Raw genomic sequence first — 21,704 nt, 5'->3', positions numbered from 1 at the left:
AAGGGTATGGGAATTAACGAAATCATCATGTACATCATGATGTTCTTTATGCTGATTGCCGCCGTGGACAGGATCCTGTCGCAGTTCGGTGGTTCAGCGCGCTACCTCGGTAAGTTTGGTAAAAGCATCGAGGGATCGGGTGGTCAGTTTGAAGAAGGTTTTATGGCGATGGGCGCGCTCGGTCTGGCAATGGTCGGTATGACTGCGCTGGCGCCGGTATTAGCAAAAGTGCTCGGGCCGGTGATTATTCCGCTGTATGAAATGTTGGGCGCGAACCCGTCGATGTTTGCCGGAACGCTGCTGGCGTGTGATATGGGCGGCTTCTTCCTGGCGAAAGAACTGGCGGGCGGTGATGTTGCGGCATGGTTGTACTCTGGCTTGATTCTGGGTGCGATGATGGGGCCGACGCTGGTCTTCTCCATCCCGGTAGCACTGGGGATTATTGAACCCTCTGACCGTCGTTATCTGGCACTGGGCGTGCTGGCTGGTATTGTCACGATCCCAATTGGCTGTATCGCGGGTGGTTTGGTAGCGATGTATTCCGGCGTTGAAATCAACGGACAGCCGGTGGAATTTACCTTCGCGCTGATCCTGATGAACATGATTCCGGTGCTGATCGTTGCCGTGCTGGTGGCGCTGGGGCTGAAATTCATCCCGGAAAAAATGATCAACGGCTTCCAGATCTTCGCTAAGTTCCTGGTGGCATTGATCACAATCGGGCTGGCCGCTGCGGTTATCAAATTCCTGCTCGGCTGGGATCTGATCCCGGGTCTCGATCCTATCTTCATGGCGCCTGGCGATAACCCTGGTGAAGTGATGCGCGCCATCGAAGTTATCGGTTCTATCTCCTGCGTACTGCTCGGCGCTTATCCAATGGTTCTGTTACTGACCCGTTGGTTTGAAAAACCGCTGATGCGAGTTGGTAATCTTCTGAAAATCAACAATATGGCAGCTGGTGGCATGGTCGCAACGTTGGCGAACAATATTCCGATGTTCGGCATGATGAAGCACATGGATACCCGCGGCAAAGTGATTAACTGTGCGTTCGCCGTCTCTGCTGCCTTCGCTCTGGGTGACCACTTAGGTTTCGCTGCCGCAAACATGAACGCCATGATCTTCCCAATGATTGTCGGCAAGCTGATCGGCGGTGTAACGGCGATTGGTGTGGCTATGCTGCTGGTACCAAAAGACGAAAACGTTCCGGCAGAAGTGGAAGCCGAAACAGAAACGAAAGCGGAGGCGCAATCGTGAATACTCGCCAGCTATTGAGCGTCGGTATCGATATCGGCACCACCACCACTCAGGTGATCTTCTCCCGCCTTGAGCTGGTTAACCGTGCGGCAGTGTCGCAGGTGCCGCGTTACGAATTCATCAAACGTGAAATTAGCTGGCAAAGCCCGGTCTTCTTTACCCCCGTTGATAAGCAAGGCGGGTTAAAAGAGGCCGAACTTAAGGCGCTGATTCTGGCTCAGTATCAGGCAGCAGGTATTGAGCCACAGAGCGTTGATTCTGGCGCAATCATTATTACCGGGGAAAGTGCGAAAACCCGCAATGCCCGTCCGGCGGTGATGGCGCTCTCCCAGTCGCTGGGTGACTTCGTGGTTGCCAGCGCAGGTCCACATCTTGAATCGGTCATTGCCGGTCACGGCGCGGGTGCGCAAACCCTGTCTGAGCAGCGACTGTGCAGCGTACTGAATATCGATATCGGCGGTGGTACGTCTAACTATGTTCTGTTTGACGCCGGAAAAGTTAGCGGTTCAGCCTGCCTGAATGTTGGTGGGCGACTGCTGGAGACCGATAGCCAGGGGCGTGTGGTTCATGCGCACCAGCCGGGGCAAATGATTGTCGATGATGTTTTTGGCGCAGGTACAGATGCCCGTTCGCTTAATGCGGCGCAACTGATTCAGGTGGCGCGACGGATGGCTACGCTTATCGTCGAGGTTATTGACGGCAAACTTTCGCCGCTGGCTCAGGCGTTGATGCAAACCGGTTTATTGCCTGTGGGCATTAAGCCAGAGGTGATTACGCTTTCGGGTGGGGTGGGTGAGTGCTACCGCAACCAGCCTGCCGATCCATTCTGTTTTTCTGACATAGGACCGCTGTTGGCAACGGCGCTACATGAACATCCGCGTCTGCGTGAGATGAACGTGCAGTTCCCGGCGCAAACAGTACGTGCCACGGTCATTGGCGCAGGAGCACATACGCTATCGCTTTCAGGCAGCACCATCTGGCTGGAAGGCGTTGCGCTTCCGCTGCGCAACCTGCCAGTGGCTATCCCGGTTGATGAAGCTGATCTGGTCGCGGCCTGGCAGCAGGCGCTGATGCAGCTCGATCTCGACCCGAAAACTGACGCCTATGTCCTTGCGCTGCCCGGGTCGCTGCCAGTGCGCTACGCCGCGCTGTTAACGGTCATCGACGCGCTACTGGCCTTTGTCGCACGTTATCCGAATCCGCATCCCCTGCTGGTGGTAGCCGAGCAGGATTTTGGTAAAGCACTGGGCATGCTGTTACGCCCACAGTTACAGCAACACCCGCTGGCGGTCATCGATGAGGTGATTGTTCGGGCGGGTGACTATATCGACATTGGTACGCCTCTTTTTGGCGGATCGGTTGTGCCGGTGACGGTGAAATCACTCGCATTTCCTTCCTGAGGGAACGACTTATGAAACTAAAGACCACATTGTTCGGCAATGTTTATCAGTTTAAGGATGTAAAAGAGGTGCTGGCAAAAGCCAACGAACTGCGTTCGGGGGATGTGCTGGCTGGTGTGGCCGCGACAAGCTCGCAGGAGCGCGTGGCTGCTAAACAGGTGTTGTCGGAAATGACGGTAGCGGATATCCGCAACAACCCGGTGATTTCCTATGAAGAGGACTGCGTCACGCGTCTGATTCAGGATGACGTCAACGAAACGGCCTATAACCGCATCAAAAACTGGAGCATCAGTGAGCTGCGCGAGTACGTGTTGAGTGATGAAACCTCTGTCGATGACATTGCGTTTATGCGCAAAGGGTTAACGTCCGAAGTGGTCGCAGGCGTTGCAAAAATTTGTTCCAACGCGGACCTGATCTACGGCGGCAAAAAAATGCCGGTGATCAAAAAGGCTAACACGACTATCGGTCTGCCGGGCACCTTCAGTTGCCGTTTGCAGCCGAACGATACCCGCGACGACGTGCAGAGTATTGCCGCACAAATCTACGAAGGGCTTTCCTTCGGTGCGGGCGATGCCGTTATCGGTGTTAACCCGGTGACAGATGACGTGGAGAACTTAAGCCGCGTGCTCGATACCGTGTATGGCGTGATCGACAAATTCAACATTCCTACACAGGGCTGTGTGCTCGCGCACGTCACCACCCAGATCGAAGCGATTCGTCGCGGCGCGCCGGGCGGACTGATTTTCCAGAGCATCTGCGGTAGCGAAAAAGGGCTGAAAGAGTTTGGTGTCGAGTTGGCGATGCTGGATGAGGCACGCGCAGTGGGTGCTGAGTTCAACCGTATTGCCGGTGAAAACTGCCTGTACTTTGAAACCGGGCAAGGTTCTGCGCTTTCCGCAGGCGCTAACTTCGGTGCCGATCAGGTGACGATGGAAGCGCGTAACTACGGTCTGGCGCGTCACTACGATCCGTTCCTGGTGAACACCGTGGTGGGCTTTATCGGGCCGGAGTATCTCTACAACGACCGTCAGATTATTCGCGCCGGTCTGGAAGACCACTTCATGGGCAAACTGAGCGGCATCTCAATGGGTTGTGACTGCTGTTACACCAACCATGCTGACGCTGACCAGAACCTCAATGAAAACCTGATGATTTTGCTCGCCACCGCTGGCTGCAACTACATCATGGGCATGCCGCTCGGTGACGACATCATGCTCAACTATCAGACCACCGCGTTCCACGACACCGCGACCGTGCGCCAGTTGCTGAACTTGCGTCCGTCGCCGGAGTTTGAACGTTGGCTGGAAAACATGGGCATTATGGCAAACGGTCGCCTGACCAAACGGGCGGGCGATCCGTCACTGTTCTTCTGATGACGCGGGGATGACACACGATGGATCAAAAACAGATTGAAGAAATTGTACGCAGCGTAATGGCGTCAATGGGTGAGTCACAGCCGCAGGCTCAAGCGCCGTCACCGGAAGTGAAATGCAGCTCCACACAGTGCGCCGCACCGACGGGGGAAAGCTGTGCGATGGACCTGGGTTCACCGGAAGCCAAAGCGTGGATTGGCGTTGAAAATCCGCACCGTGCTGAAGTGTTGACAGAGTTGCGTCGTAGTACTGCAGCGCGCGTATGCACCGGTCGTGCCGGTCCACGTCCACGCACTCAGGCGCTGCTGCGCTTCCTGGCTGACCACTCTCGTTCGAAAGACACCGTGCTGAAAGAGGTACCGGAAGAGTGGGTGAAAGCACAAGGGTTGCTGGAAGTCCGTTCAGAAATCAGTGACAAAAATCTGTACCTGACTCGCCCGGACCTGGGTCGTCGTCTGAGTGCGGAAGCGATAGAAGCACTGAAATCACAGTGCGTGGCCAACCCGGATGTGCAGGTGATCGTTTCTGATGGCCTGTCTACAGATGCTATTACTGCGAACTACGAAGAGATCCTGCCGCCGTTGTTGTCTGGTTTAAAACAGGCTGGACTGAAGGTGGGTACGCCGTTCTTTGTACGCTATGGCCGCGTGAAAATTGAAGATCAGATTGGCGAACTTCTGGGGGCGAAGGCGGTGATTCTGCTGGTGGGTGAACGTCCGGGCTTAGGCCAGTCGGAGAGTCTTTCCTGCTACGCCGTCTATTCGCCACGTGTGGCGACCACCGTTGAGGCCGACAGAACCTGTATTTCGAACATTCACCAGGGCGGCACGCCACCGGTTGAAGCGGCTGCGGTAATTGTGGATTTGGCCAAGCGCATGCTGGAGCAAAAAGCGTCCGGCATCAATATGACCCGTTAAGGAGGCAGCATGCCAGCATTAGATTTGATTAGACCTTCAGTCACCGCGATGCGCGTGATTGCCTCCGTTAACGCGGAGTTTGCACGTGAACTTAAATTACCGCCACATATACGTAGCCTCGGACTCATCACGGCAGACTCTGATGACGTGGCGTATATTGCCGCTGACGAAGCGACAAAACAGGCGATGGTAGAAGTGGTATATGGCCGATCGCTGTATGCGGGAGCCGCGCATGGACCGTCACCGACTGCCGGTGAAGTGATGATCATGCTGGGTGGCCCTAACCCGGCGGAAGTTCGCGCGGGTCTGGATGCGATGGTCGCTAACATTGAAAGTGGCGCAGCGTTCCAGTGGGCGAATGATGCAGAAAACACCGCGTTCCTGGCGCATGTGGTCTCGCGTACCGGTTCGTATCTTTCAGCCACGGCAGGATGCGCGCTTGGCGATCCGATGGCCTATCTGGTGGCGCCGCCGCTGGAAGCGACATTTGGTATTGATGCTGCGCTGAAATCTGCCGATGTACAACTGGTGACCTACGTTCCGCCGCCGTCAGAAACCAACTACTCGGCGGCGTTTTTGACCGGTAGCCAGGCTGCCTGTAAAGCTGCCTGTAACGCCTTTGCCGATGCCGTTCTGGATATTGCCCGTAATCCGGTACAGCGCGCGTAAGAGAGGTTGTGATGATCAATGCACTGGGATTACTGGAAGTGGATGGCATGGTCGCTGCCGTGGACGCGGCAGATGCCATGCTAAAAGCCGCGAACGTGCGTCTGCTAAGCCACGAAGTGCTCGATCCTGGCAGGCTGACGCTGGTGGTGGAAGGCGATCTGGCGGCGTGTCGTGCGGCGCTGGATGCTGGCAGTGCCGCAGCACAGCGTACAGGCCGTGTTATTAGCCGCAAGGAGATAGGGCGGCCGGACGATGACACCCAGTGGCTGATTGGCGGTTTTAAGCGCGCACCGAAGAAACCAGAACAGAAGCCTGAAGTGAAATCTGAAGTGAAATCAGAGCAGATACAGGAAACTCCTGTGGCGACTGAATCCTCTGATGAATTACTGGCACTGTTAACATCGGTCCGTCAGGGAATGACGGCAGGGGAAGTGGCTGCGCACTTTGGCTGGTCACTTGAAAAAGCCAGAAATGCGCTGGAACAGCTCTTTTCTGACGGAGCGTTGCGTAAACGCAGTAGTCGCTATCGCTTAAAAAATTAACCTGTCGGAGGGCCGGGGGCTTCAATGAAGCTTCCGGCTTAAAAGATCATGAAAAAGAAACGTACTGCAAACCTGCACCATCTTTATCATGAAGCATTACCCGAAGACGTTAAACTTACGCCGATAGTAGAGGTGGATAACGTTCACCAGCGGCGAACAACAGATGTCTATGAGCACGCCCTGACTATTACCGCCTGGCAGCAGATATACGATCAGCTCCATCCGGGTAAATTTCATGGCGAGTTCACGGAAATCCTGCTCGATGACATTCAGGTGTTCCGTGAATACACCGGTCTGGCGCTGCGCCAGTCATGCCTGGTCTGGCCGAATTCATTCTGGTTTGGCATTCCGGCTACGCGTGGTGAGCAGGGATTTATTGGCACCCAATGCCTTGGCAGTGCTGAGATTGCAACTCGCCCGGGAGGGACTGAGTTTGAACTGAGTACGCCAGACGATTACACCATTCTTGGTGTGGTTATATCTGAAGAGGCCATTGCTCGTCAGGCTAACTTCCTGCATAACCCGGAACGGGTGCTGCATATGCTGCGTAACCAGTCAGCGCTGGAAGTAAAAGAGCAGCATAAAGCGGCACTGTGGGGATTTGTGCAGCAGGCGCTGGCAACGTTCAGCGAGAATCCAGAGGATCTTCGCCAGACCGCGGTGCGCAAAGTGTTAGGCGATAACCTGCTGTTGGCGATGGGCACGATGCTGGAGGAAGCTCAGCCGATAATAACCGCCGAGAGTATCAGCCATCAGAGTTATCGTCGTCTGCTGTCGCGCGCGCGCGAATATGTGCTGGAAAACATGTCGGAGCCGCTGACTGTGCTCGATTTGTGTAATCAGTTGCATGTGAGCCGCCGTACGTTGCAAAACGCGTTTCACGCGATTCTTGGTATCGGGCCGAATGCATGGTTGAAGCGCATTCGTCTGAATGCCGTGCGTCGGGAGCTTATCAGCCCGTGGTCGCAGAGCTCGACGGTAAAAGATGCCGCAATGCAGTGGGGATTCTGGCACTTAGGGCAGTTCGCTACTGATTACCAGCAGTTGTTTGCGGAGAAGCCGTCACTGACGCTGCATCAGCGCATGCGCCAGTGGGCGTGATGGTATGAGCCTGTGACGTGCCGGATGCGACGCTAACGCGCCTTATCCGGCCTACGGGTTTTGCCGTTTTGTAGGTCTGACAAGCGTAACGCCATCAGGCAACTACACCCAGTCGCGGACCTGGATAAACTCGCTAAGGGCAGCTTCCGGGCTGTTCGCTTCCGGCTGCCAGTCGTACTCCCAACGCACCAGCGGTGGCATTGACATCAAGATGGATTCGGTGCGCCCACCGGTCTGCAAACCAAACAGCGTGCCGCGATCCCACACCAGATTGAACTCCACGTAGCGACCGCGACGATAAAGCTGGAAATTACGTTCACGCTCGCCCCAACTCATCGCCTTACGACGCGCCACAATAGGCAGATACGCGTCGGTATAGCCTTTGCCAACCGCCTGCATAAAGTCGAAACAGTGGTCGAAGTTGGGCGTATTGAGATCGTCGAAGAACAGTCCGCCAATACCACGCTGCTCGTTACGATGCTTCAGGAAGAAGTAGTCGTCACACCACTTTTTATACCGCGGATAGACGTCATCACCGAACGGCTGGCACAGATCAAAGGCCGTGCGATGCCAGTGAACGGCATCTTCTTCGTAGCCGTAGTAGGGCGTTAAATCAAAACCACCGCCAAACCACCAGACCGGGTCTGCCCCTGGTTTTTCAGCAATAAAAAACCGCACATTGGCATGGCTGGTAGGAATGTAAGGATTAAGCGGATGCACAACCAGCGACACCCCCATCGCCTCAAAGCTGCGTCCGGCAAGCTCTGGTCGATGTGCGGTAGCTGAAGCAGGCATCGCATCACCGTGAACGTGGGAAAAATTCACTCCCGCTTGTTCAAAAATACCGCCGTTGCGCAATACCCGACTGCGTCCGCCGCCGCCCGCTTCACGCTGCCAGCTATCTTCAACAAAATCAGCACCGTCCACGGCGGATAGCTGCTGGCAAATATCATCCTGCAGGCTGAGCAGGAACTGTTTTACGCGCTGCGTATCGGGCTTCATGATTAACGCTTCTTCGAATGTGCTTTCTGGTTATCAAACCAGTGGAAATAGCTGATGACGCCATTGGCGATAGCGGTGGCGATTTTCTGACGAAATGCCGTTGTCCCCAGCAGCCGTTCTTCTTCCGGGTTGGTAATGAACGAAGTCTCGACCAGCACCGAAGGAATAGAAGGGGATTTTAGCACCACGAAGGCGGCCTGTTCCGTACTGCGACTGTGCAGACGGTGTACTGGCTTGATCTTCTTAAGAATATGCGAACCGAGGGTCAGACTGTTTTTTATCGTGTCGGTCTGTACCAGATCGAACAGTACCTGCTGCAGCAAATGGTCTTTATCAGTGGCTTTTTTCCCGGCAACTTCATCGGCGCGGTTTTCACGATCGGAAAGGTACTTTGCCATGGCGCTACTGGCGCCGCGGTTTGACAGGGCAAAGACCGATGCACCAGCGGCACTGGGATTGGTAAAGCCGTCGGCGTGAATGGACATAAACAGATCGGCACCGTGTTTGTGCGCAATCTCGACGCGATCGTACAGCGGTATAAATGTATCGCCGGAACGGGTCAGCCGCGCATCAATCCCCTGACTGCGCAGGATGGATCGTACGTTTTTGGCAATCGCCAGCACGACGTGTTTTTCCTTCGAACCGTTGCGTCCAATCGCTCCGGTATCAATACCGCCGTGTCCCGGATCGAGTACCACAACACGCTTAGCACCTGCCTTTTTAGCTTTCGGTTTGCTGTGACCATTGCTGGTTTTTAGCGCTTCTTCTTTAGCGATGGCTTGCGACATGCCTGACAGCGTCAGGGCGGCCAGCCCGGCTTTCAGCACCTGGCGACGCGATGTGAGAGTTTTTAGTGGTTTAAAAGTGCTCATACGGCCTGAGTTGTAAAAAAAGGTTCCAGACGTTATATCGTATCGCGTAGTCCGTTGCGACGGATCGGGATAAGAATTGTTTTACTTTTCATTTCAATACGTGACAGTTCAGTATTATGCCATTTTTTCCGCTGCTTCGCGTCAGATATTGGCTAAATCAGCTGTTCGCGCCATAATCGCTTTTTAACGTCCTGAAAAGGTAACCAATACCATGGAAATACGCGTATTTCGCCAGGAAGATTTCGAAGAGGTGATCACCCTCTGGGAGCGCTGTGACTTGTTGCGTCCATGGAACGATCCGGAAATGGACATCGAGCGTAAAGTAAATCACGACGTCAGCTTGTTTCTGGTCGCGGAAGTGAATGGCGAAGTGGTTGGCACGGTGATGGGAGGTTACGACGGTCATCGTGGTTCTGCCTATTACCTTGGCGTGCATCCTGAGTTTCGGGGGCGCGGCATTGCCAATGCACTGCTCAACCGTCTGGAGAAAAAACTCATAGCCCGCGGTTGCCCGAAGATTCAAATCATAGTGCGTGATGATAATGACGTTGTGCTGGGTATGTATGAACGTCTGGGATATGAACATGCTGATGTACTCAATCTGGGCAAACGTCTGATCGAAGATGAAGAGTACTGAGTTCCATCCTGCCGATTATGATGGTCATGGTCGCTTACGCCTGCCTTTTTTGTTCTGGTGTGTGCTGCTGCTTCAGGCGCGCACCTGGGTGCTGTTTGTGATTGCGGGATCTTCCCGCGAGCAGGGCAACACATTACTGAATCTGTTTTATCCCGATCATGACTCTTTCTGGCTGGGATTGCTTCCCGGCGTTCCGGCAGTGCTGGCGTTTTTGCTCAGCGGGCGACGTTTTGCGTTTCCTTCGTTATGGCGCTGGCTGCGCGCATTGCTGATTTTGGCCCAACTGGTGCTGCTATGCTGGCAGCCTGTTCTGTGGCTGGAAGGAGATCCTGTCAACGGTGCCGGGCTGGCGCTGCTGGTGGCTGATATCGTCGCGCTGGTATGGCTATTAACTAATCAACGTCTGCGTGCCTGTTTTTATGTTGAAAAAGAATAACGGCACTTTTTTTCGAAAGTGAACTCCAAGCAACGTTGATAAATAAGGGAGGAGGTGAAATGAAATCACTGCGTTTGATTTTATGCGCGATGCCGCTGGTACTGACTGGTTGTTCAACGCTGTCGTCGGTGAACTGGTCTGCTGCAAATCCGTGGAACTGGTTTGGTTCTTCGACGGAGGTCACTGAGCAGGGTGTGGGAAAACTCACCGCCGCCACACCGCTGAATGAAAAATCAATTGCCGATGCGCTGGATGGGGACTATCGCCTGCGTAGCGGGATGAAAACCAATAATGGCAATGTTGTACGTTTTTATGAGGTGATGAAAGATAGCAGCGTTGCGATGATTATCAACGGTGATCAGGGAACGATCAGCCGTATTGATGTGCTGGACAGCGATATTTCATCAGCATCCGGTGTAGAAATCGGTACACCGTTTAGCGACCTTTACACTAAAGCTTTCGGTAATTGCCAGAAAGCTACCGGAGATGATAGTGCGGGTGTTGAGTGTAAAGCTGAAGGAAGTCAACATATTAGCTATATTTTTTCCGGCGAGTGGAGCGGGCCTGAAGGCATAATGCCGTCTGACGATACGCTGAAAGACTGGAAAGTGAGCAAAATTATCTGGCGGCGTTAATTTGCGTCTGAACAAATCGACGGACTAAAAAAACAGGTAGAATAACGCCTATCAATGCCACGATGTCGTGGCATCTTTTTTTCAGGAGGAACAATGTCTCAGGTTCAGAGTGGCATTTTGCCAGAACATTGCCGTGCGGCGATTTGGATTGAAGCCAATGTTAAGGGCGACGTTGAGGCTTTGCGTGCGGCCAGTAAAACCTTTGCGGATAAACTGGCGACCTTTGAAGCGAAATTCCCGGATGCGCACCTTGGCGCGGTCGTTGCTTTCGGCAACAACACCTGGCGCACACTGAGCGGCGGCGTGGGCGCTGAAGAGCTGAAAGACTTTATCCCTTACGGTAAAGGTCTGGCACCGGCGACCCAGTATGACGTGCTGATCCATATCCTCTCGTTGCGTCATGACGTGAATTTCTCCGTTGCGCAGGCAGCGATGGAAGCCTTTGGCGACTGCATCGAAGTGAAAGAAGAGATCCACGGTTTCCGTTGGGTTGAAGAGCGCGATCTTAGCGGCTTTGTGGATGGTACGGAAAACCCGGCCGGAGAAGAAACGCGCCGTGAAGTCGCGGTCATCAAAGATGGCGTTGATGCCGGTGGCAGCTATGTATTTGTACAGCGTTGGGAACATAACCTGAAGCAGCTTAACCGCATGAGCATTCATGATCAGGAAATGATGATTGGTCGCACCAAAGAAGCCAATGAAGAGATTGACGGTGATGATCGCCCGGTGACTTCTCACCTGAGCCGTGTGGATTTGAAAGAAGATGGCAAGGGGCTGAAAATTGTTCGCCAGAGCCTGCCGTACGGTACCGCCAGCGGCACACACGGTCTCTATTTCTGCGCTTACTGTGCGCGTCTGCATAATATTGAGCAGCAACTGCTGAGTATGTTTGGCGATACTGATGGTAAACGTGACGCCATGCTGCGCTTTACCAAACCGGTGACCGGCGGCTATTACTTTGCTCCGTCGCTGGATCGTCTGCTCGCCCTGTGATTATTGCCGGGTGCCTGGACTACAGATAGCAATCGTGCAGGCTTGTTGAGACGAAGCCGCTTTCCGACAAAATCCAGAGAAATAAGCTAATCCCCGCGTCGTCGGGGATTTTTTTTACCTGACATTAACCTGATTTAGTGAGCTATTCCTCAGCACTAATTTGTTATTGCTGTATCTTCTGCGTGAATGAAGCGGATGCTTCATATTCAAAAGGAGAATATTGAAATGGGAAAACTCACGGGCAAAACAGCATTGATTACGGGCGCATCTCAGGGCATTGGCGAAGGTATTGCCAGAACGTTTGCCCGCCATGGCGCGAACCTAATCTTGCTGGATATCTCCGATGAGATTGAAAAACTGGCAGATGAGCTGAGTGGACGCGGTCACCGGTGCACGGCAGTTCATGCAGACGTCAGAGATTTTGCTTCTGTCACGGCGGCGGTAGCACGTGCGAAGAAGATTGAGGGAAAAATCGATATTCTGGTCAACAATGCGGGCGTATGTCGCCTCGGCAGCTTCCTTGATATGAGCGATGAAGATCGCGACTTCCATATTGATATCAATATTAAAGGCGTCTGGAACGTGACGAAAGCCGTTCTGCCGGAGATGATTGCTCGTAAAGACGGACGTATCGTGATGATGTCATCTGTGACCGGTGATATGGTTGCCGATCCGGGCGAAACGGCCTATGCGCTGTCGAAAGCAGCAATTATCGGCTTAACCAAATCCCTGGCGGTGGAATACGCGCAGTCTGGTATTCGCGTGAATGCTATTTGTCCGGGCTATGTACGTACGCCGATGGCAGAAAATATTGCACGTCAGTCTAACCCGGATGATCCAGAGTCTGTATTAACTGAAATGGCGAAAGCGATCCCGATGCGTCGTCTGGCGTGTCCGCTTGAGGTTGGCGAACTGGCGGCGTTCCTGGCGTCCGATGAGTCCAGTTACCTGACCGGCACGCAAAACGTGATTGATGGCGGTAGCACTTTGCCTGAAAGCGTCAGCGTAGGCGTCTGACCGATGCCATCCTCCTCTCCGCGATATGGAGGGGAGGTACCCCTTATTCTCTTTTCAACTTTCAAATCATCAAACGGTATATAAAACCGTTACTCCTTTAGCACTGGTTATAAATATGATGGCCATAAGAAAGTCATTAAATTTATAAGGGTGCGCAATGGCCGTTAATTTCCTGAAAAAAAGCTCTCTGACGCTGGTCGCGTCTCTGCTACTGATAGGTCAGGCGCAGGCAACGGAACTACTGAACAGTTCTTACGATGTTTCCCGCGAGCTGTTTGCCGCCCTTAATCCACCGTTTGAGCAGCAATGGGCGAAGGATAACGGCGGGGATAAGCTGACCATTAAACAATCCCATGCCGGGTCATCAAAACAAGCGTTGGCGATTTTACAGGGGTTGAAAGCTGACGTGGTGACCTATAACCAGGTCACCGATGTGCAGATCCTGCACGATAAAGGCAAGCTGATCCCGGCCGACTGGCAAAGCCGTCTGCCGAATAACAGCTCGCCATTCTATTCCACCATGGGCTTCCTGGTACGTAAGGGGAATCCGAAGAATATCCACGACTGGAATGACCTGGTTCGTTCCGACGTAAAACTGATTTTCCCGAATCCGAAAACGTCCGGTAACGCCCGTTACACCTACCTTGCAGCGTGGGGTGCGGCAGATAAAGCTGACGGTGGCGACAAAGCCAAAACCGAGCAGTTTATGACGCAATTCCTGAAAAACGTTGAGGTATTTGATACCGGCGGTCGTGGCGCCACCACCACTTTTGCTGAACGTGGCCTGGGCGATGTGCTGATAAGCTTTGAATCAGAAGTGAATAACATCCGCAAGCAGTATGAAGCGCAGGGATTTGAAGTTGTTATTCCGAAAACCAATATTCTCGCTGAATTCCCGGTGGCGTGGGTAGACAAAAACGTGCAAGCCAATGGCACAGAAAAAGCGGCTAAGGCCTATCTGAACTGGCTCTACAGCCCTGAAGCACAGACTATCATCACCGACTATTACTATCGTGTGAACAATCCTGAGGTCATGGACAAGCTGAAGGATAAATTCCCGCAGACCGAACTGTTCCGCGTGGAAGACCACTTTGGCTCCTGGCCTGAGGTGATGAAAACGCACTTTGTCAGCGGTGGTGAGCTGGACAAACTGTTGTCGGCGGGGCGTAAGTAAATGTTTGCTGTTTCTTCCCGACGCGTGCTGCCTGGCTTTACCTTAAGCCTGGGCACCAGCTTGCTGTTTGTGTGCCTGATATTGCTGCTGCCGCTCAGTGCGCTGGTGATGCAACTGGCGCAAATGAGCTGGGCACAATACTGGGATGTGATTACTAATCCGCAGGTTGTGGCGGCCTATAAAGTGACGCTGATTTCAGCGTTTGTGGCCTCGATTTTTAACGGTGTATTTGGTCTGTTGATGGCGTGGATCTTAACCCGCTATCGCTTTCCAGGCCGCACGTTGCTGGATGCGTTAATGGATTTGCCTTTTGCCCTGCCAACTGCGGTGGCGGGCCTGACGCTGGCGTCGTTGTTTTCGGTCAACGGTTTCTACGGCGAGTGGCTGGCGAAGTTCGATATTAAAGTGACTTACACCTGGCTGGGAATTGCAGTCGCTATGGCGTTTACCAGCATTCCGTTCGTGGTGCGTACCGTTCAACCGGTGCTGGAAGAGTTAGGGCCAGAGTATGAAGAAGCCGCTGAAACACTCGGTGCTACACGGTTACAGAGCTTTCGTAAAGTGGTGCTGCCGGAGTTATCTCCCGCGCTGATAGCGGGCGTGGCACTCTCTTTCACCCGCAGCCTGGGTGAGTTTGGCGCAGTTATCTTTATTGCCGGGAACATCGCGTGGAAAACAGAAGTGACCTCACTGATGATTTTTGTCCGCTTGCAGGAGTTTGACTATCCCGCTGCCAGCGCGATTGCGTCGGTTATTCTCGGGGCTTCATTGTTGCTGCTGTTTTCGATTAACACCCTGCAAAGTCGTTTTGGTCGACGCGTGGTAGGTCACTGATGGCAGAAATTACTCAATTGAAACGCTATGGCGCATCCCGCATCAACTGGGGTAAATGGTTTCTAATCGGCACGGGCATGCTGGTATCAGCATTTATTTTGCTGGTACCGATGATTTATATCTTCGTTCAGGCGTTCAGCAAGGGATTAATGCCGGTATTACAGAATCTGGCCGATCCGGACATGCTGCACGCCATTTGGCTGACGGTGCTGATTGCGTTGATTGCCGTGCCGGTGAATCTGGTATTTGGCGTTTTGCTGGCCTGGCTGGTAACCCGCTTTAACTTTCCTGGACGCCAGTTGCTGCTGACGTTACTGGATATCCCGTTTGCCGTGTCGCCTGTTGTGGCTGGTCTGGTGTATCTGCTGTTTTACGGTTCTAACGGCCCATTGGGTGGCTGGCTGGATGAACATAATCTGCAAATTATGTTTGCCTGGCCGGGAATGGTGCTGGTCACGGTTTTCGTTACCTGTCCATTTGTAGTACGCGAGCTGGTTCCGGTCATGCTGAGCCAGGGCAGTCATGAAGATGAGGCGGCGATTCTGCTGGGCGCATCGGGCTGGCAGATGTTCCGTCGCGTTACTCTGCCGAATATTCGCTGGGCGCTGTTGTACGGCGTGGTGTTGACCAACGCCCGTGCAATTGGGGAATTCGGAGCAGTATCGGTAGTTTCCGGTTCGATTCGTGGTGAAACCCTGTCGCTGCCGTTACAGATTGAATTACTGGAGCAGGACTACAACACCGTCGGCTCCTTTACCGCCGCCGCGTTATTGACGCTGATGGCAATTGTTACCCTGTTTTTGAAGAGCATGTTGCAATGGCGTCTGGAGAACCAGGAAAAACGCGCGCAGCAGGAGGAAAATCATGAGCATTGAGATTGCCAATATTAAGAAGTCTTTTGGTCGCACCCAGGTGCTGAATGATATCTCACTGGATATTCCTTCAGGTCAGATGGTCGCGCTGCTGGGGCCTTCTGGCTCGGGTAAAACCACATTGCTACGCATTATTGCCGGGCTGGAGCATCAGTCCAGCGGACATATTCGTTTTCACGGTACGGATGTGAGTCGTCTGCACGCCCGCGACCGTAAAGTCGGTTTCGTATTTCAGCATTATGCCCTGTTCCGCCATATGACCGTATTCGACAATATCGCCTTTGGTCTGACGGTATTGCCACGCCGTGAGCGTCCGAATGCGGCGACTATCAAAGCGAAAGTGACTAAGCTGCTGGAGATGGTGCAACTTGCCCATCTGGCGGACCGTTTCCCGGCGCAGCTTTCCGGCGGGCAGAAGCAGCGTGTAGCGCTGGCACGTGCGTTGGCGGTAGAACCGCAGATCCTGCTGCTTGATGAACCGTTTGGTGCGCTCGATGCTCAGGTACGTAAAGAGCTGCGTCGCTGGTTGCGCCAGCTTCACGAAGAGTTGAAATTCACCAGCGTATTTGTCACCCACGATCAGGAAGAAGCGACGGAAGTTGCTGATCGCGTGGTAGTGATGAGCCAGGGACATATTGAGCAGGCAGATGCGCCGGACCAGGTATGGCGCGAACCAGCAACCCGCTTTGTACTGGAGTTCATGGGTGAGGTTAACCGTCTGCAGGGTACTATTCGCGGCGGGCAGTTCCACGTTGGAGCTCACCGCTGGCCGCTGGGATATACGCCTGCGTATCAGGGAGCGGTTGATCTGTTCTTGCGTCCGTGGGAAGTGGATGTCAGTCGCCGTACCAGCCTGGATTCTCCTCTACCGGTGCAGGTGCTGGAGGCCAGTCCGAAAGGCCACTACACCCAATTAGTTGTGCAGCCGCTGGGGTGGTATAACGAGCCGCTGACGGTTGTGATGCAAGGTGATGATTCCCCTGTCCGTGGTGAACGCCTGTTTGTTGGGTTGCAAAATGCGCGTCTGTATAACGGCGAGCAACGCATTGAAACACGCGAAGCGGAGCTTGCTCTGGCAGAATCAGCCTGATAGCTTAATTTATATGTTTATCACCCGGTGGCGTACTGCTTGCCGGGTCTACAGTCTCTAGTCGTCACTTGTAGGCCGGGTAAGCGTAGCGCCACCCGGCTTTTTTATGAGCAGAAAACGTGAATACATTAGAACAAACGATTGGCAATACGCCTCTGGTCAAACTGCAACGCCTTGCGCCGGATAACGGCAGTGAAATTTGGGTTAAGCTGGAAGGGAATAACCCGGCAGGTTCGGTGAAAGACCGCGCTGCGCTATCAATGATTGTCGAAGCGGAAAAACGTGGGGAAATCAAATCCGGTGATGTGCTGATTGAGGCAACCAGTGGTAATACCGGAATTGCGTTGGCGATGATTGCCGCACTGAAAGGTTATCGCATGAAGCTTCTGATGCCTGACAACATGAGCCAGGAGCGGCGTGCGGCGATGCGTGCCTACGGTGCTGAGCTTATTCTGGTCAGCAAAGAACAGGGGATGGAAGGGGCGCGTGACTTGGCGCTGGAAATGGCCGAACGCGGTGAAGGAAAACTGCTCGATCAGTTTAATAATCCCGATAACCCGTATGCGCATTACACAACGACCGGGCCGGAAATCTGGCAACAGACGTCAGGACGTATCACCCATTTTGTCTCCAGCATGGGGACCACCGGCACCATTACCGGCGTGTCACGTTTTCTGCGTGAGCAGGAAAAGCCGGTGACAATTGTTGGTCTGCAGCCGGAGGAAGGGAGCAGCATTCCCGGTATTCGACGCTGGCCTGCGGAATATATGCCAGGAATTTTTAACGCTTCGTTGGTTGATGAGGTCTTAGATATTCATCAGGACGACGCCGAAAACACGATGCGAGAACTGGCGATTCGCGAAGGCATTTTCTGCGGAGTAAGCTCTGGCGGGGCTGTGGCAGGGGCGTTACGCGTGGCGCATGCCACACCGGGTGCGGTGGTGGTAGCAATCATCTGCGATCGTGGCGACCGCTATCTTTCAACCGGAGTCTTTGGCGAAGAACACTTTAATCAGGGGGCAGGGATTTAAGGGTGTTGTTGTAGGGATGCCAATGAGCTTGTAGGCCGGACAAGCGTGGCGCTATCCGGCCTCTCTGTATATTATCCGCGGTGTTTCTCTACCAGCAGATCGAGGAACTGCCAGAGTTTCTCATTCATCTGTTGGTAATCCCACTCGCGCATTTCGGCAACTGAACGGATAAAGCGTTTTCCTTTTGCCTCAGCAAGTTCTTGCTCTGAGTGTTGAATCAGTCCCTCAATCGCTTCGGCGGTAAATTCCATATGGCACTGGAAACCGTAGACAAAGTTACCGTATTGCACGATTTGTCGCGGGCAGCCAACGCTTGTGGCAAGGACTGTTGCCTGGTCGGTTAACCCTGGCATATCGTTGTGCCAGTGGCCGACAATCAGCGGCGATCCAAAGTGGGCAATTAACGGATGCTGTTTGCCAGCCTCAGTCAGCGTAATGGGGGAATGCCCAATCTCTTTTTCCGGGCTCTGACACACTTTTGCGCCCAACGCCTCGCCAATCAGTTGTGATCCCAGACAGATCCCCACCACAATCTTACGTGCAGAAATCGCCTGGTTAATCAGATGCTGTTCGGCCAGAGAGTCAAAGTACGGGCATTCTGCGAGCGTGGTTCGTGGAGACTGCGGGCCACCAAACACGACCAGCATATCGAAGCTATCAGCACTGGCTGGTATTGACTCTCCAGCGTAAACGCACGACCAGGTGATGGTATAACCACGCTCTTCGGCCCATGGCAGGTAAGCGCCAGCAGATTCAAATGACTCATGAATAACAAAATGAACTCGCACGTTTTCTCTCCTGTTAGCGCTTCAGCGTCTGATGAATATCAGCCGCCAGCTTGTTGATGTCGCTGTTTTTCAGCATTGACAACGTAATTCGCAGACCATGTGAAGGCGCATTGACACCAAAAACTTCACCTTCACGTACCAGCCAGCCAAACTTAGCTAGCGCAAAGGCGAGTGGCTGGCTGTGAGTTTCCAGCGGTAGCCAGAAGTTCAGACCATCACCAGCATGAAGCTCAATACCATGTTGTTTGAGGGCCAGGACGAGCTTTTGTTGCTGAGAGGCGTAAAACTGCTGAGTCAGTGTCAGCGTGCGCTGGTACTCATTGTCACTCAGGCAGGCGCAGGCTAAATCCTGTAGCAGATGGCTGACCCACTGGCTACCGGAGTTGAGCCGTAGACGGAGTTTCGCTGAGGTAGCCGGATCGCTGGCCACGATGGCAAGTCGCAGGTCAGGACCTAATGTTTTAGACATGGATCTGACGACCGCCCAGTGATGTGTCTGTTCCGCAATGACTGGATGCCAGCGGGAAGCGGAAAGCAGGGCAAAGTGATCGTCAATAATCACCAGTGTTTGCGGGTAACGAGCCAGAATATTCTGCAATTCGGTAGCGCGAACTGCGCTCAGACTACACCCCGTCGGATTGTGCGCGCGTGGGGTAAGGATAACCGCCCGGGCCCCTTTTTGTAGCGCCAGTTCCAGCATCTCAGTTTGCATGCCTTCGCTATCCACATTGACTGGGCTGACGGAAAAACCAGCATAACGCAACATATTGATGCTACTCAAAAAACAAGGATCTTCTACTGCGACGCTATCGCCCGGCAGTAAATGGGCGCACAGTAGTCGTTCGATAGCATCAATTGCGCCACTGGTGATATCAATTTCGCCCGTACAGGGTATGGCATCCTGCATCCATTGTGTCGCCCACGTCTTCAAACCCGGCGATACTGCAGCATCACCATACAATCGCGGAGTCTTATTTATCTTCGCGAAATAACGGCTCAGATCGGGCAGGAGATGCGCTGCAGGATTGCCGCCGGAAAGGTCGGTCAGAGGGGTATCCGGATTACTGCCCTCCAGCGCGACGGGCGATGATAATCCCTTGATGACGGTACCATTTCGCCCCTGGCTGATTGCCAGCCCGGAGGTGACCAGCCGTTTATATGCCGCTGCGACAGTATTGCGATTGACGTTTAATGCCGCGGCCAGCTCCCTTACCGGCGGCAGCGTTTCGCCAGGCATAAATGTGCCTGTAGCGACATGTTGACGAATACTGTCAAAAATTTCGTTAGCGGTTTTTCCGTCGATCATTATTGACCTATGACAAAATGAATTTTAGCATATGACGATAATAGTGAGGTGAAAGCCCGCTGTCCAGCGAGAGGAGAGGTTTATGGAGCAGGAGAGTGAAATACAGTCAGTGCTCTTCGACGACACGCATCGGGCGTTACAGACCGATATCGTCGCCGTCCAGTCACAGGTGGTGTATGGCAGTGTCGGTAACAGTATCGCCGTGCCAGCCATCAAAGCACAGGGGTTACGGGTGACGGCGGTCCCCACGGTGTTGTTCAGTAATACTCCACATTATGAGACCTTTTACGGTGGGATAATCCCTGCAGACTGGTTTAGTGGTTATCTCAGGGCCTTAAATGAGCGTGATGCTTTGCGTGAGCTAAAGGCGGTGACCACGGGATATATGGGGAGCGCGGAACAAATCGCCTTGCTGGCACAGTGGCTGGAAATTGTTCGCGTCACGCACCCGGACCTGTGTATTTTAGTCGATCCGGTGATCGGTGATACGGATAGCGGAATGTATGTGAAGGCCGAAATCCCGGATGCTTACCGCAAACACTTGATGCCGCTGGCGCAAGGACTGACGCCAAATGTGTTTGAGCTGCAAATGTTGAGTGGAAAACCGTGTCGTACGCTGGATGAAGCGATAACTGCGGCAAAATCTTTGCTCACCGAGACGCTAAAATGGGTTGTGATCACCAGCGCACCGGGCGAAACCCCGGAGGTTATCAATGTTGCAGTGGTAACGGCTGATACGGTGGAAGTGTTAACCCACCCCAGAGTAAAGACGGATCTAAAGGGAACTGGCGATTTGTTTTGCGCTGAACTGGTGAGCGGTATTGTTTTAGGGAAACCCCTCACCGCTGCGACACACGATGCCGCACAGCGCGTACTGGAAGTGATGACATGGACGCAACGGTGCGGTTGTGACGAATTAATTCTGCCACCAGCAGGGGAGGCGCGATGAAGAGTTATCGGCTGGTGGTTCGCCAGCATGGACGTATGATTGGACATTTTGATACCAGCGGGACGGAAGCACTGGAAAATATTTGTGTGGCTCGTGCAATGTTCGGTATTGCTGGTGGGTATGATTGCGAATTGCTGGTGTCAGATTCAGAAAGACGCATGCTGGAAAGTGGTCCGGAAGGGATGAAAATCCTGATGCGCGAGGCGTGTTACCGACCGGTGACCTCTGTATTGTAATGCCGGATGAAGTGTATAAAAAAATGGCGCCATCAGGCGCCATTCTTCACTGCCGTAAGAATTACTTCTTGATGCGGATAACCGGGGTTTCACCCACGGTTACGCTACCGGACAGTTTGATCAGTTCTTTGATTTCGTCCATGTTGGAGATAACAACCGGAGTCAGGGTAGACTTGGCTTTCTCTTCCAGCAGAGGCAGATCGAATTCAATAACCGGGTCGCCCACTTTAACGCGTTGACCTTCTTCAGCGATACGCTTGAAGCCTTCGCCTTTCAGTTCAACGGTATCGATACCGAAGTGAACGAACAGCTCAATGCCGCTATCAGATTCGATAGAGAACGCATGGTTGGTTTCAAAGATTTTGCCGATGGTGCCGTCTACCGGGGCAACCATTTTATTACCGGTTGGTTTGATAGCGATGCCATCACCAACGATTTTTTCAGCAAAAACTACATCCGGCACGTCTTCGATGTTGACGATCTCGCCAGAGAGCGGAGCAACAATCTCAATAGTTCCGGTGTCTTTCTTATCATCAGAAACCAGAGATTTCAGTTTATCGAACAAACCCATGATCTTCT

Annotated in this window: 24 protein-coding genes; 19 read left to right on the top strand and 5 right to left on the bottom strand. The window is 53.3% G+C overall.

Annotated elements, in window-relative coordinates; all coding sequences use genetic code 11:
* Positions 1-6 precede the first annotated feature (6 nt).
* From eutH to eutR, 7 genes are read left to right on the top strand one after another with little or no spacing between them, the layout of a single operon-like run.
* Positions 7-1,251 carry an ethanolamine utilization protein EutH gene (eutH, locus tag OGX98_RS17675; RefSeq protein WP_045445981.1) on the top strand — a complete coding sequence of 415 codons (1,245 nt, stop codon included), beginning with the start codon at positions 7-9 and terminating at the stop codon, positions 1,249-1,251.
* Entirely contained in the window at positions 1,248-2,651 is a 1,404-nt protein-coding gene (gene eutA, locus OGX98_RS17670) for an ethanolamine ammonia-lyase reactivating factor EutA (RefSeq protein WP_045445978.1), read from the top strand. The genes eutH and eutA overlap by 4 nt, the downstream gene beginning before the upstream one ends.
* Positions 2,652-2,662: 11 nt before the next feature.
* Positions 2,663-4,024 (top strand): ethanolamine ammonia-lyase subunit alpha, encoded by a 1,362-nt coding sequence (gene eutB, locus OGX98_RS17665; protein WP_045445975.1) that lies wholly within the window; start codon positions 2,663-2,665, stop codon positions 4,022-4,024.
* Positions 4,025-4,044: 20 nt separating this feature from the next.
* Complete coding sequence (eutC, locus tag OGX98_RS17660; RefSeq protein ID WP_286595664.1) at positions 4,045-4,941, top strand: ethanolamine ammonia-lyase subunit EutC; 897 nt, start codon at positions 4,045-4,047, stop codon at positions 4,939-4,941.
* Positions 4,942-4,950: 9 nt separating this feature from the next.
* On the top strand, positions 4,951-5,610 hold the full coding sequence (eutL, locus tag OGX98_RS17655; protein WP_045445968.1) for an ethanolamine utilization microcompartment protein EutL: 660 nt from the start codon (positions 4,951-4,953) through the stop codon (positions 5,608-5,610).
* Positions 5,611-5,621: 11 nt separating this feature from the next.
* The gene (eutK, locus tag OGX98_RS17650; RefSeq protein WP_045445965.1) at positions 5,622-6,152 is read left to right on the top strand and encodes an ethanolamine utilization microcompartment protein EutK; all 531 of its coding nucleotides are present in this window, start codon (positions 5,622-5,624) and stop codon (positions 6,150-6,152) included.
* 48 nt (positions 6,153-6,200) lie between these two features.
* On the top strand, positions 6,201-7,253 hold the full coding sequence (gene eutR, locus OGX98_RS17645; RefSeq protein WP_045445960.1) for an HTH-type transcriptional regulator EutR: 1,053 nt from the start codon (positions 6,201-6,203) through the stop codon (positions 7,251-7,253).
* Positions 7,254-7,355: 102 nt separating this feature from the next.
* Here the strand turns inward: eutR and hemF are convergent, their stop codons facing one another.
* Together hemF and amiA are read right to left on the bottom strand one after the other, a co-directional pair.
* Positions 7,356-8,255, bottom strand: a complete 900-nt coding sequence (hemF, locus tag OGX98_RS17640) for an oxygen-dependent coproporphyrinogen oxidase (protein WP_045445957.1) — start codon at positions 8,253-8,255, stop codon at positions 7,356-7,358.
* A 2-nt stretch (positions 8,256-8,257) separates the two neighbouring features.
* Positions 8,258-9,127: an N-acetylmuramoyl-L-alanine amidase AmiA gene (amiA, locus tag OGX98_RS17635; protein WP_045445954.1), complete on the bottom strand. Its 870-nt coding sequence runs from the start codon at positions 9,125-9,127 to the stop codon at positions 8,258-8,260.
* 211 nt (positions 9,128-9,338) lie between these two features.
* On the opposite strand from amiA, the gene OGX98_RS17630 reads away from it, so the two are divergent.
* The 10 genes from OGX98_RS17630 (at position 9,339) to cysM (ending at position 17,846) form a co-directional block, all read left to right on the top strand.
* The gene (locus OGX98_RS17630; protein WP_286595663.1) at positions 9,339-9,764 is read left to right on the top strand and encodes a GNAT family acetyltransferase; all 426 of its coding nucleotides are present in this window, start codon (positions 9,339-9,341) and stop codon (positions 9,762-9,764) included.
* Positions 9,751-10,200 carry a DUF2919 domain-containing protein gene (locus tag OGX98_RS17625; RefSeq protein ID WP_045445948.1) on the top strand — a complete coding sequence of 150 codons (450 nt, stop codon included), beginning with the start codon at positions 9,751-9,753 and terminating at the stop codon, positions 10,198-10,200. Before OGX98_RS17630 ends, OGX98_RS17625 begins: the two co-directional genes overlap by 14 nt.
* Positions 10,201-10,259: 59 nt before the next feature.
* Positions 10,260-10,835, top strand: coding sequence for an RpoE-regulated lipoprotein (locus OGX98_RS17620; protein ID WP_048220852.1), 576 nt, complete (start codon positions 10,260-10,262; stop codon positions 10,833-10,835).
* Between the two features lie 93 nt (positions 10,836-10,928).
* Positions 10,929-11,828, top strand: a complete 900-nt coding sequence (gene yfeX / locus OGX98_RS17615) for a porphyrinogen peroxidase (protein ID WP_045445941.1) — start codon at positions 10,929-10,931, stop codon at positions 11,826-11,828.
* A 225-nt stretch (positions 11,829-12,053) separates the two neighbouring features.
* A complete protein-coding gene (gene ucpA / locus OGX98_RS17610; protein ID WP_045445939.1) occupies positions 12,054-12,845 on the top strand; it encodes an SDR family oxidoreductase UcpA in 792 nt (263 codons plus the stop codon).
* 157 nt (positions 12,846-13,002) lie between these two features.
* Positions 13,003-14,019, top strand: a complete 1,017-nt coding sequence (gene cysP / locus OGX98_RS17605; RefSeq protein WP_200010283.1) for a thiosulfate/sulfate ABC transporter substrate-binding protein CysP — start codon at positions 13,003-13,005, stop codon at positions 14,017-14,019.
* Positions 14,020-14,853: a sulfate/thiosulfate ABC transporter permease CysT gene (cysT, locus tag OGX98_RS17600; RefSeq protein ID WP_045445935.1), complete on the top strand. Its 834-nt coding sequence runs from the start codon at positions 14,020-14,022 to the stop codon at positions 14,851-14,853.
* Complete coding sequence (gene cysW / locus OGX98_RS17595; RefSeq protein WP_045445933.1) at positions 14,853-15,728, top strand: sulfate/thiosulfate ABC transporter permease CysW; 876 nt, start codon at positions 14,853-14,855, stop codon at positions 15,726-15,728. The genes cysT and cysW overlap by 1 nt, the downstream gene beginning before the upstream one ends.
* Positions 15,718-16,815, top strand: coding sequence for a sulfate/thiosulfate ABC transporter ATP-binding protein CysA (cysA, locus tag OGX98_RS17590; RefSeq protein ID WP_045445930.1), 1,098 nt, complete (start codon positions 15,718-15,720; stop codon positions 16,813-16,815). Before cysW ends, cysA begins: the two co-directional genes overlap by 11 nt.
* A gap of 119 nt (positions 16,816-16,934) precedes the next feature.
* Entirely contained in the window at positions 16,935-17,846 is a 912-nt protein-coding gene (gene cysM / locus OGX98_RS17585; RefSeq protein WP_045445927.1) for a cysteine synthase CysM, read from the top strand.
* 71 nt (positions 17,847-17,917) lie between these two features.
* On the opposite strand, the gene OGX98_RS17580 is transcribed toward cysM, so the two are convergent.
* Positions 17,918-18,634: a type 1 glutamine amidotransferase gene (locus OGX98_RS17580; protein ID WP_048220854.1), complete on the bottom strand. Its 717-nt coding sequence runs from the start codon at positions 18,632-18,634 to the stop codon at positions 17,918-17,920.
* A gap of 13 nt (positions 18,635-18,647) precedes the next feature.
* Positions 18,648-19,940, bottom strand: coding sequence for a MocR-like B6 salvage transcription factor PtsJ (ptsJ, locus tag OGX98_RS17575; RefSeq protein WP_286595661.1), 1,293 nt, complete (start codon positions 19,938-19,940; stop codon positions 18,648-18,650).
* Between the two features lie 82 nt (positions 19,941-20,022).
* Here ptsJ and pdxK point away from each other — a divergent pair, with 82 nt between their 5' ends.
* Positions 20,023-20,889, top strand: a complete 867-nt coding sequence (gene pdxK, locus OGX98_RS17570; RefSeq protein ID WP_048220855.1) for a pyridoxine/pyridoxal/pyridoxamine kinase — start codon at positions 20,023-20,025, stop codon at positions 20,887-20,889.
* Positions 20,886-21,125 carry a hypothetical protein gene (locus tag OGX98_RS17565; protein ID WP_048220856.1) on the top strand — a complete coding sequence of 80 codons (240 nt, stop codon included), beginning with the start codon at positions 20,886-20,888 and terminating at the stop codon, positions 21,123-21,125. The genes pdxK and OGX98_RS17565 overlap by 4 nt, the downstream gene beginning before the upstream one ends.
* A 61-nt stretch (positions 21,126-21,186) precedes the next feature.
* Here the strand turns inward: OGX98_RS17565 and crr are convergent, their stop codons facing one another.
* Positions 21,187-21,696 carry a PTS glucose transporter subunit IIA gene (crr, locus tag OGX98_RS17560; protein ID WP_000522253.1) on the bottom strand — a complete coding sequence of 170 codons (510 nt, stop codon included), beginning with the start codon at positions 21,694-21,696 and terminating at the stop codon, positions 21,187-21,189.
* Positions 21,697-21,704: the final 8 nt, after the last annotated feature.

It is taken from the genome of Citrobacter sp. Cm046 (assembly GCF_030333065.1).
In the GTDB taxonomy this organism is placed as follows: domain Bacteria; phylum Pseudomonadota; class Gammaproteobacteria; order Enterobacterales; family Enterobacteriaceae; genus Citrobacter; species Citrobacter murliniae.
The sequence above is the reverse complement of the archived record's forward strand: the minus strand, read 5'-3'. Positions and strand labels throughout refer to the sequence as shown.

Coding starts and splice junctions, on each gene's coding strand:
- eutH (WP_045445981.1), top strand. CDS start 7: ATGGGAATTAACGAAATCATCATGTACATCATGATGTTCTTTATGCTG.
- eutB (WP_045445975.1), top strand. CDS start 2,663: ATGAAACTAAAGACCACATTGTTCGGCAATGTTTATCAGTTTAAGGAT.
- eutC (WP_286595664.1), top strand. CDS start 4,045: ATGGATCAAAAACAGATTGAAGAAATTGTACGCAGCGTAATGGCGTCA.
- eutL (WP_045445968.1), top strand. CDS start 4,951: ATGCCAGCATTAGATTTGATTAGACCTTCAGTCACCGCGATGCGCGTG.
- eutK (WP_045445965.1), top strand. CDS start 5,622: ATGATCAATGCACTGGGATTACTGGAAGTGGATGGCATGGTCGCTGCC.
- eutR (WP_045445960.1), top strand. CDS start 6,201: ATGAAAAAGAAACGTACTGCAAACCTGCACCATCTTTATCATGAAGCA.
- hemF (WP_045445957.1), bottom strand. CDS start 8,255: ATGAAGCCCGATACGCAGCGCGTAAAACAGTTCCTGCTCAGCCTGCAG.
- amiA (WP_045445954.1), bottom strand. CDS start 9,127: ATGAGCACTTTTAAACCACTAAAAACTCTCACATCGCGTCGCCAGGTG.
- OGX98_RS17630 (WP_286595663.1), top strand. CDS start 9,339: ATGGAAATACGCGTATTTCGCCAGGAAGATTTCGAAGAGGTGATCACC.
- OGX98_RS17625 (WP_045445948.1), top strand. CDS start 9,751: ATGAAGAGTACTGAGTTCCATCCTGCCGATTATGATGGTCATGGTCGC.
- OGX98_RS17620 (WP_048220852.1), top strand. CDS start 10,260: ATGAAATCACTGCGTTTGATTTTATGCGCGATGCCGCTGGTACTGACT.
- yfeX (WP_045445941.1), top strand. CDS start 10,929: ATGTCTCAGGTTCAGAGTGGCATTTTGCCAGAACATTGCCGTGCGGCG.
- ucpA (WP_045445939.1), top strand. CDS start 12,054: ATGGGAAAACTCACGGGCAAAACAGCATTGATTACGGGCGCATCTCAG.
- cysP (WP_200010283.1), top strand. CDS start 13,003: ATGGCCGTTAATTTCCTGAAAAAAAGCTCTCTGACGCTGGTCGCGTCT.
- cysT (WP_045445935.1), top strand. CDS start 14,020: ATGTTTGCTGTTTCTTCCCGACGCGTGCTGCCTGGCTTTACCTTAAGC.
- cysW (WP_045445933.1), top strand. CDS start 14,853: ATGGCAGAAATTACTCAATTGAAACGCTATGGCGCATCCCGCATCAAC.
- cysA (WP_045445930.1), top strand. CDS start 15,718: ATGAGCATTGAGATTGCCAATATTAAGAAGTCTTTTGGTCGCACCCAG.
- ptsJ (WP_286595661.1), bottom strand. CDS start 19,940: ATGATCGACGGAAAAACCGCTAACGAAATTTTTGACAGTATTCGTCAA.
- pdxK (WP_048220855.1), top strand. CDS start 20,023: ATGGAGCAGGAGAGTGAAATACAGTCAGTGCTCTTCGACGACACGCAT.
- OGX98_RS17565 (WP_048220856.1), top strand. CDS start 20,886: ATGAAGAGTTATCGGCTGGTGGTTCGCCAGCATGGACGTATGATTGGA.
- crr (WP_000522253.1), bottom strand. CDS start 21,696: ATGGGTTTGTTCGATAAACTGAAATCTCTGGTTTCTGATGATAAGAAA.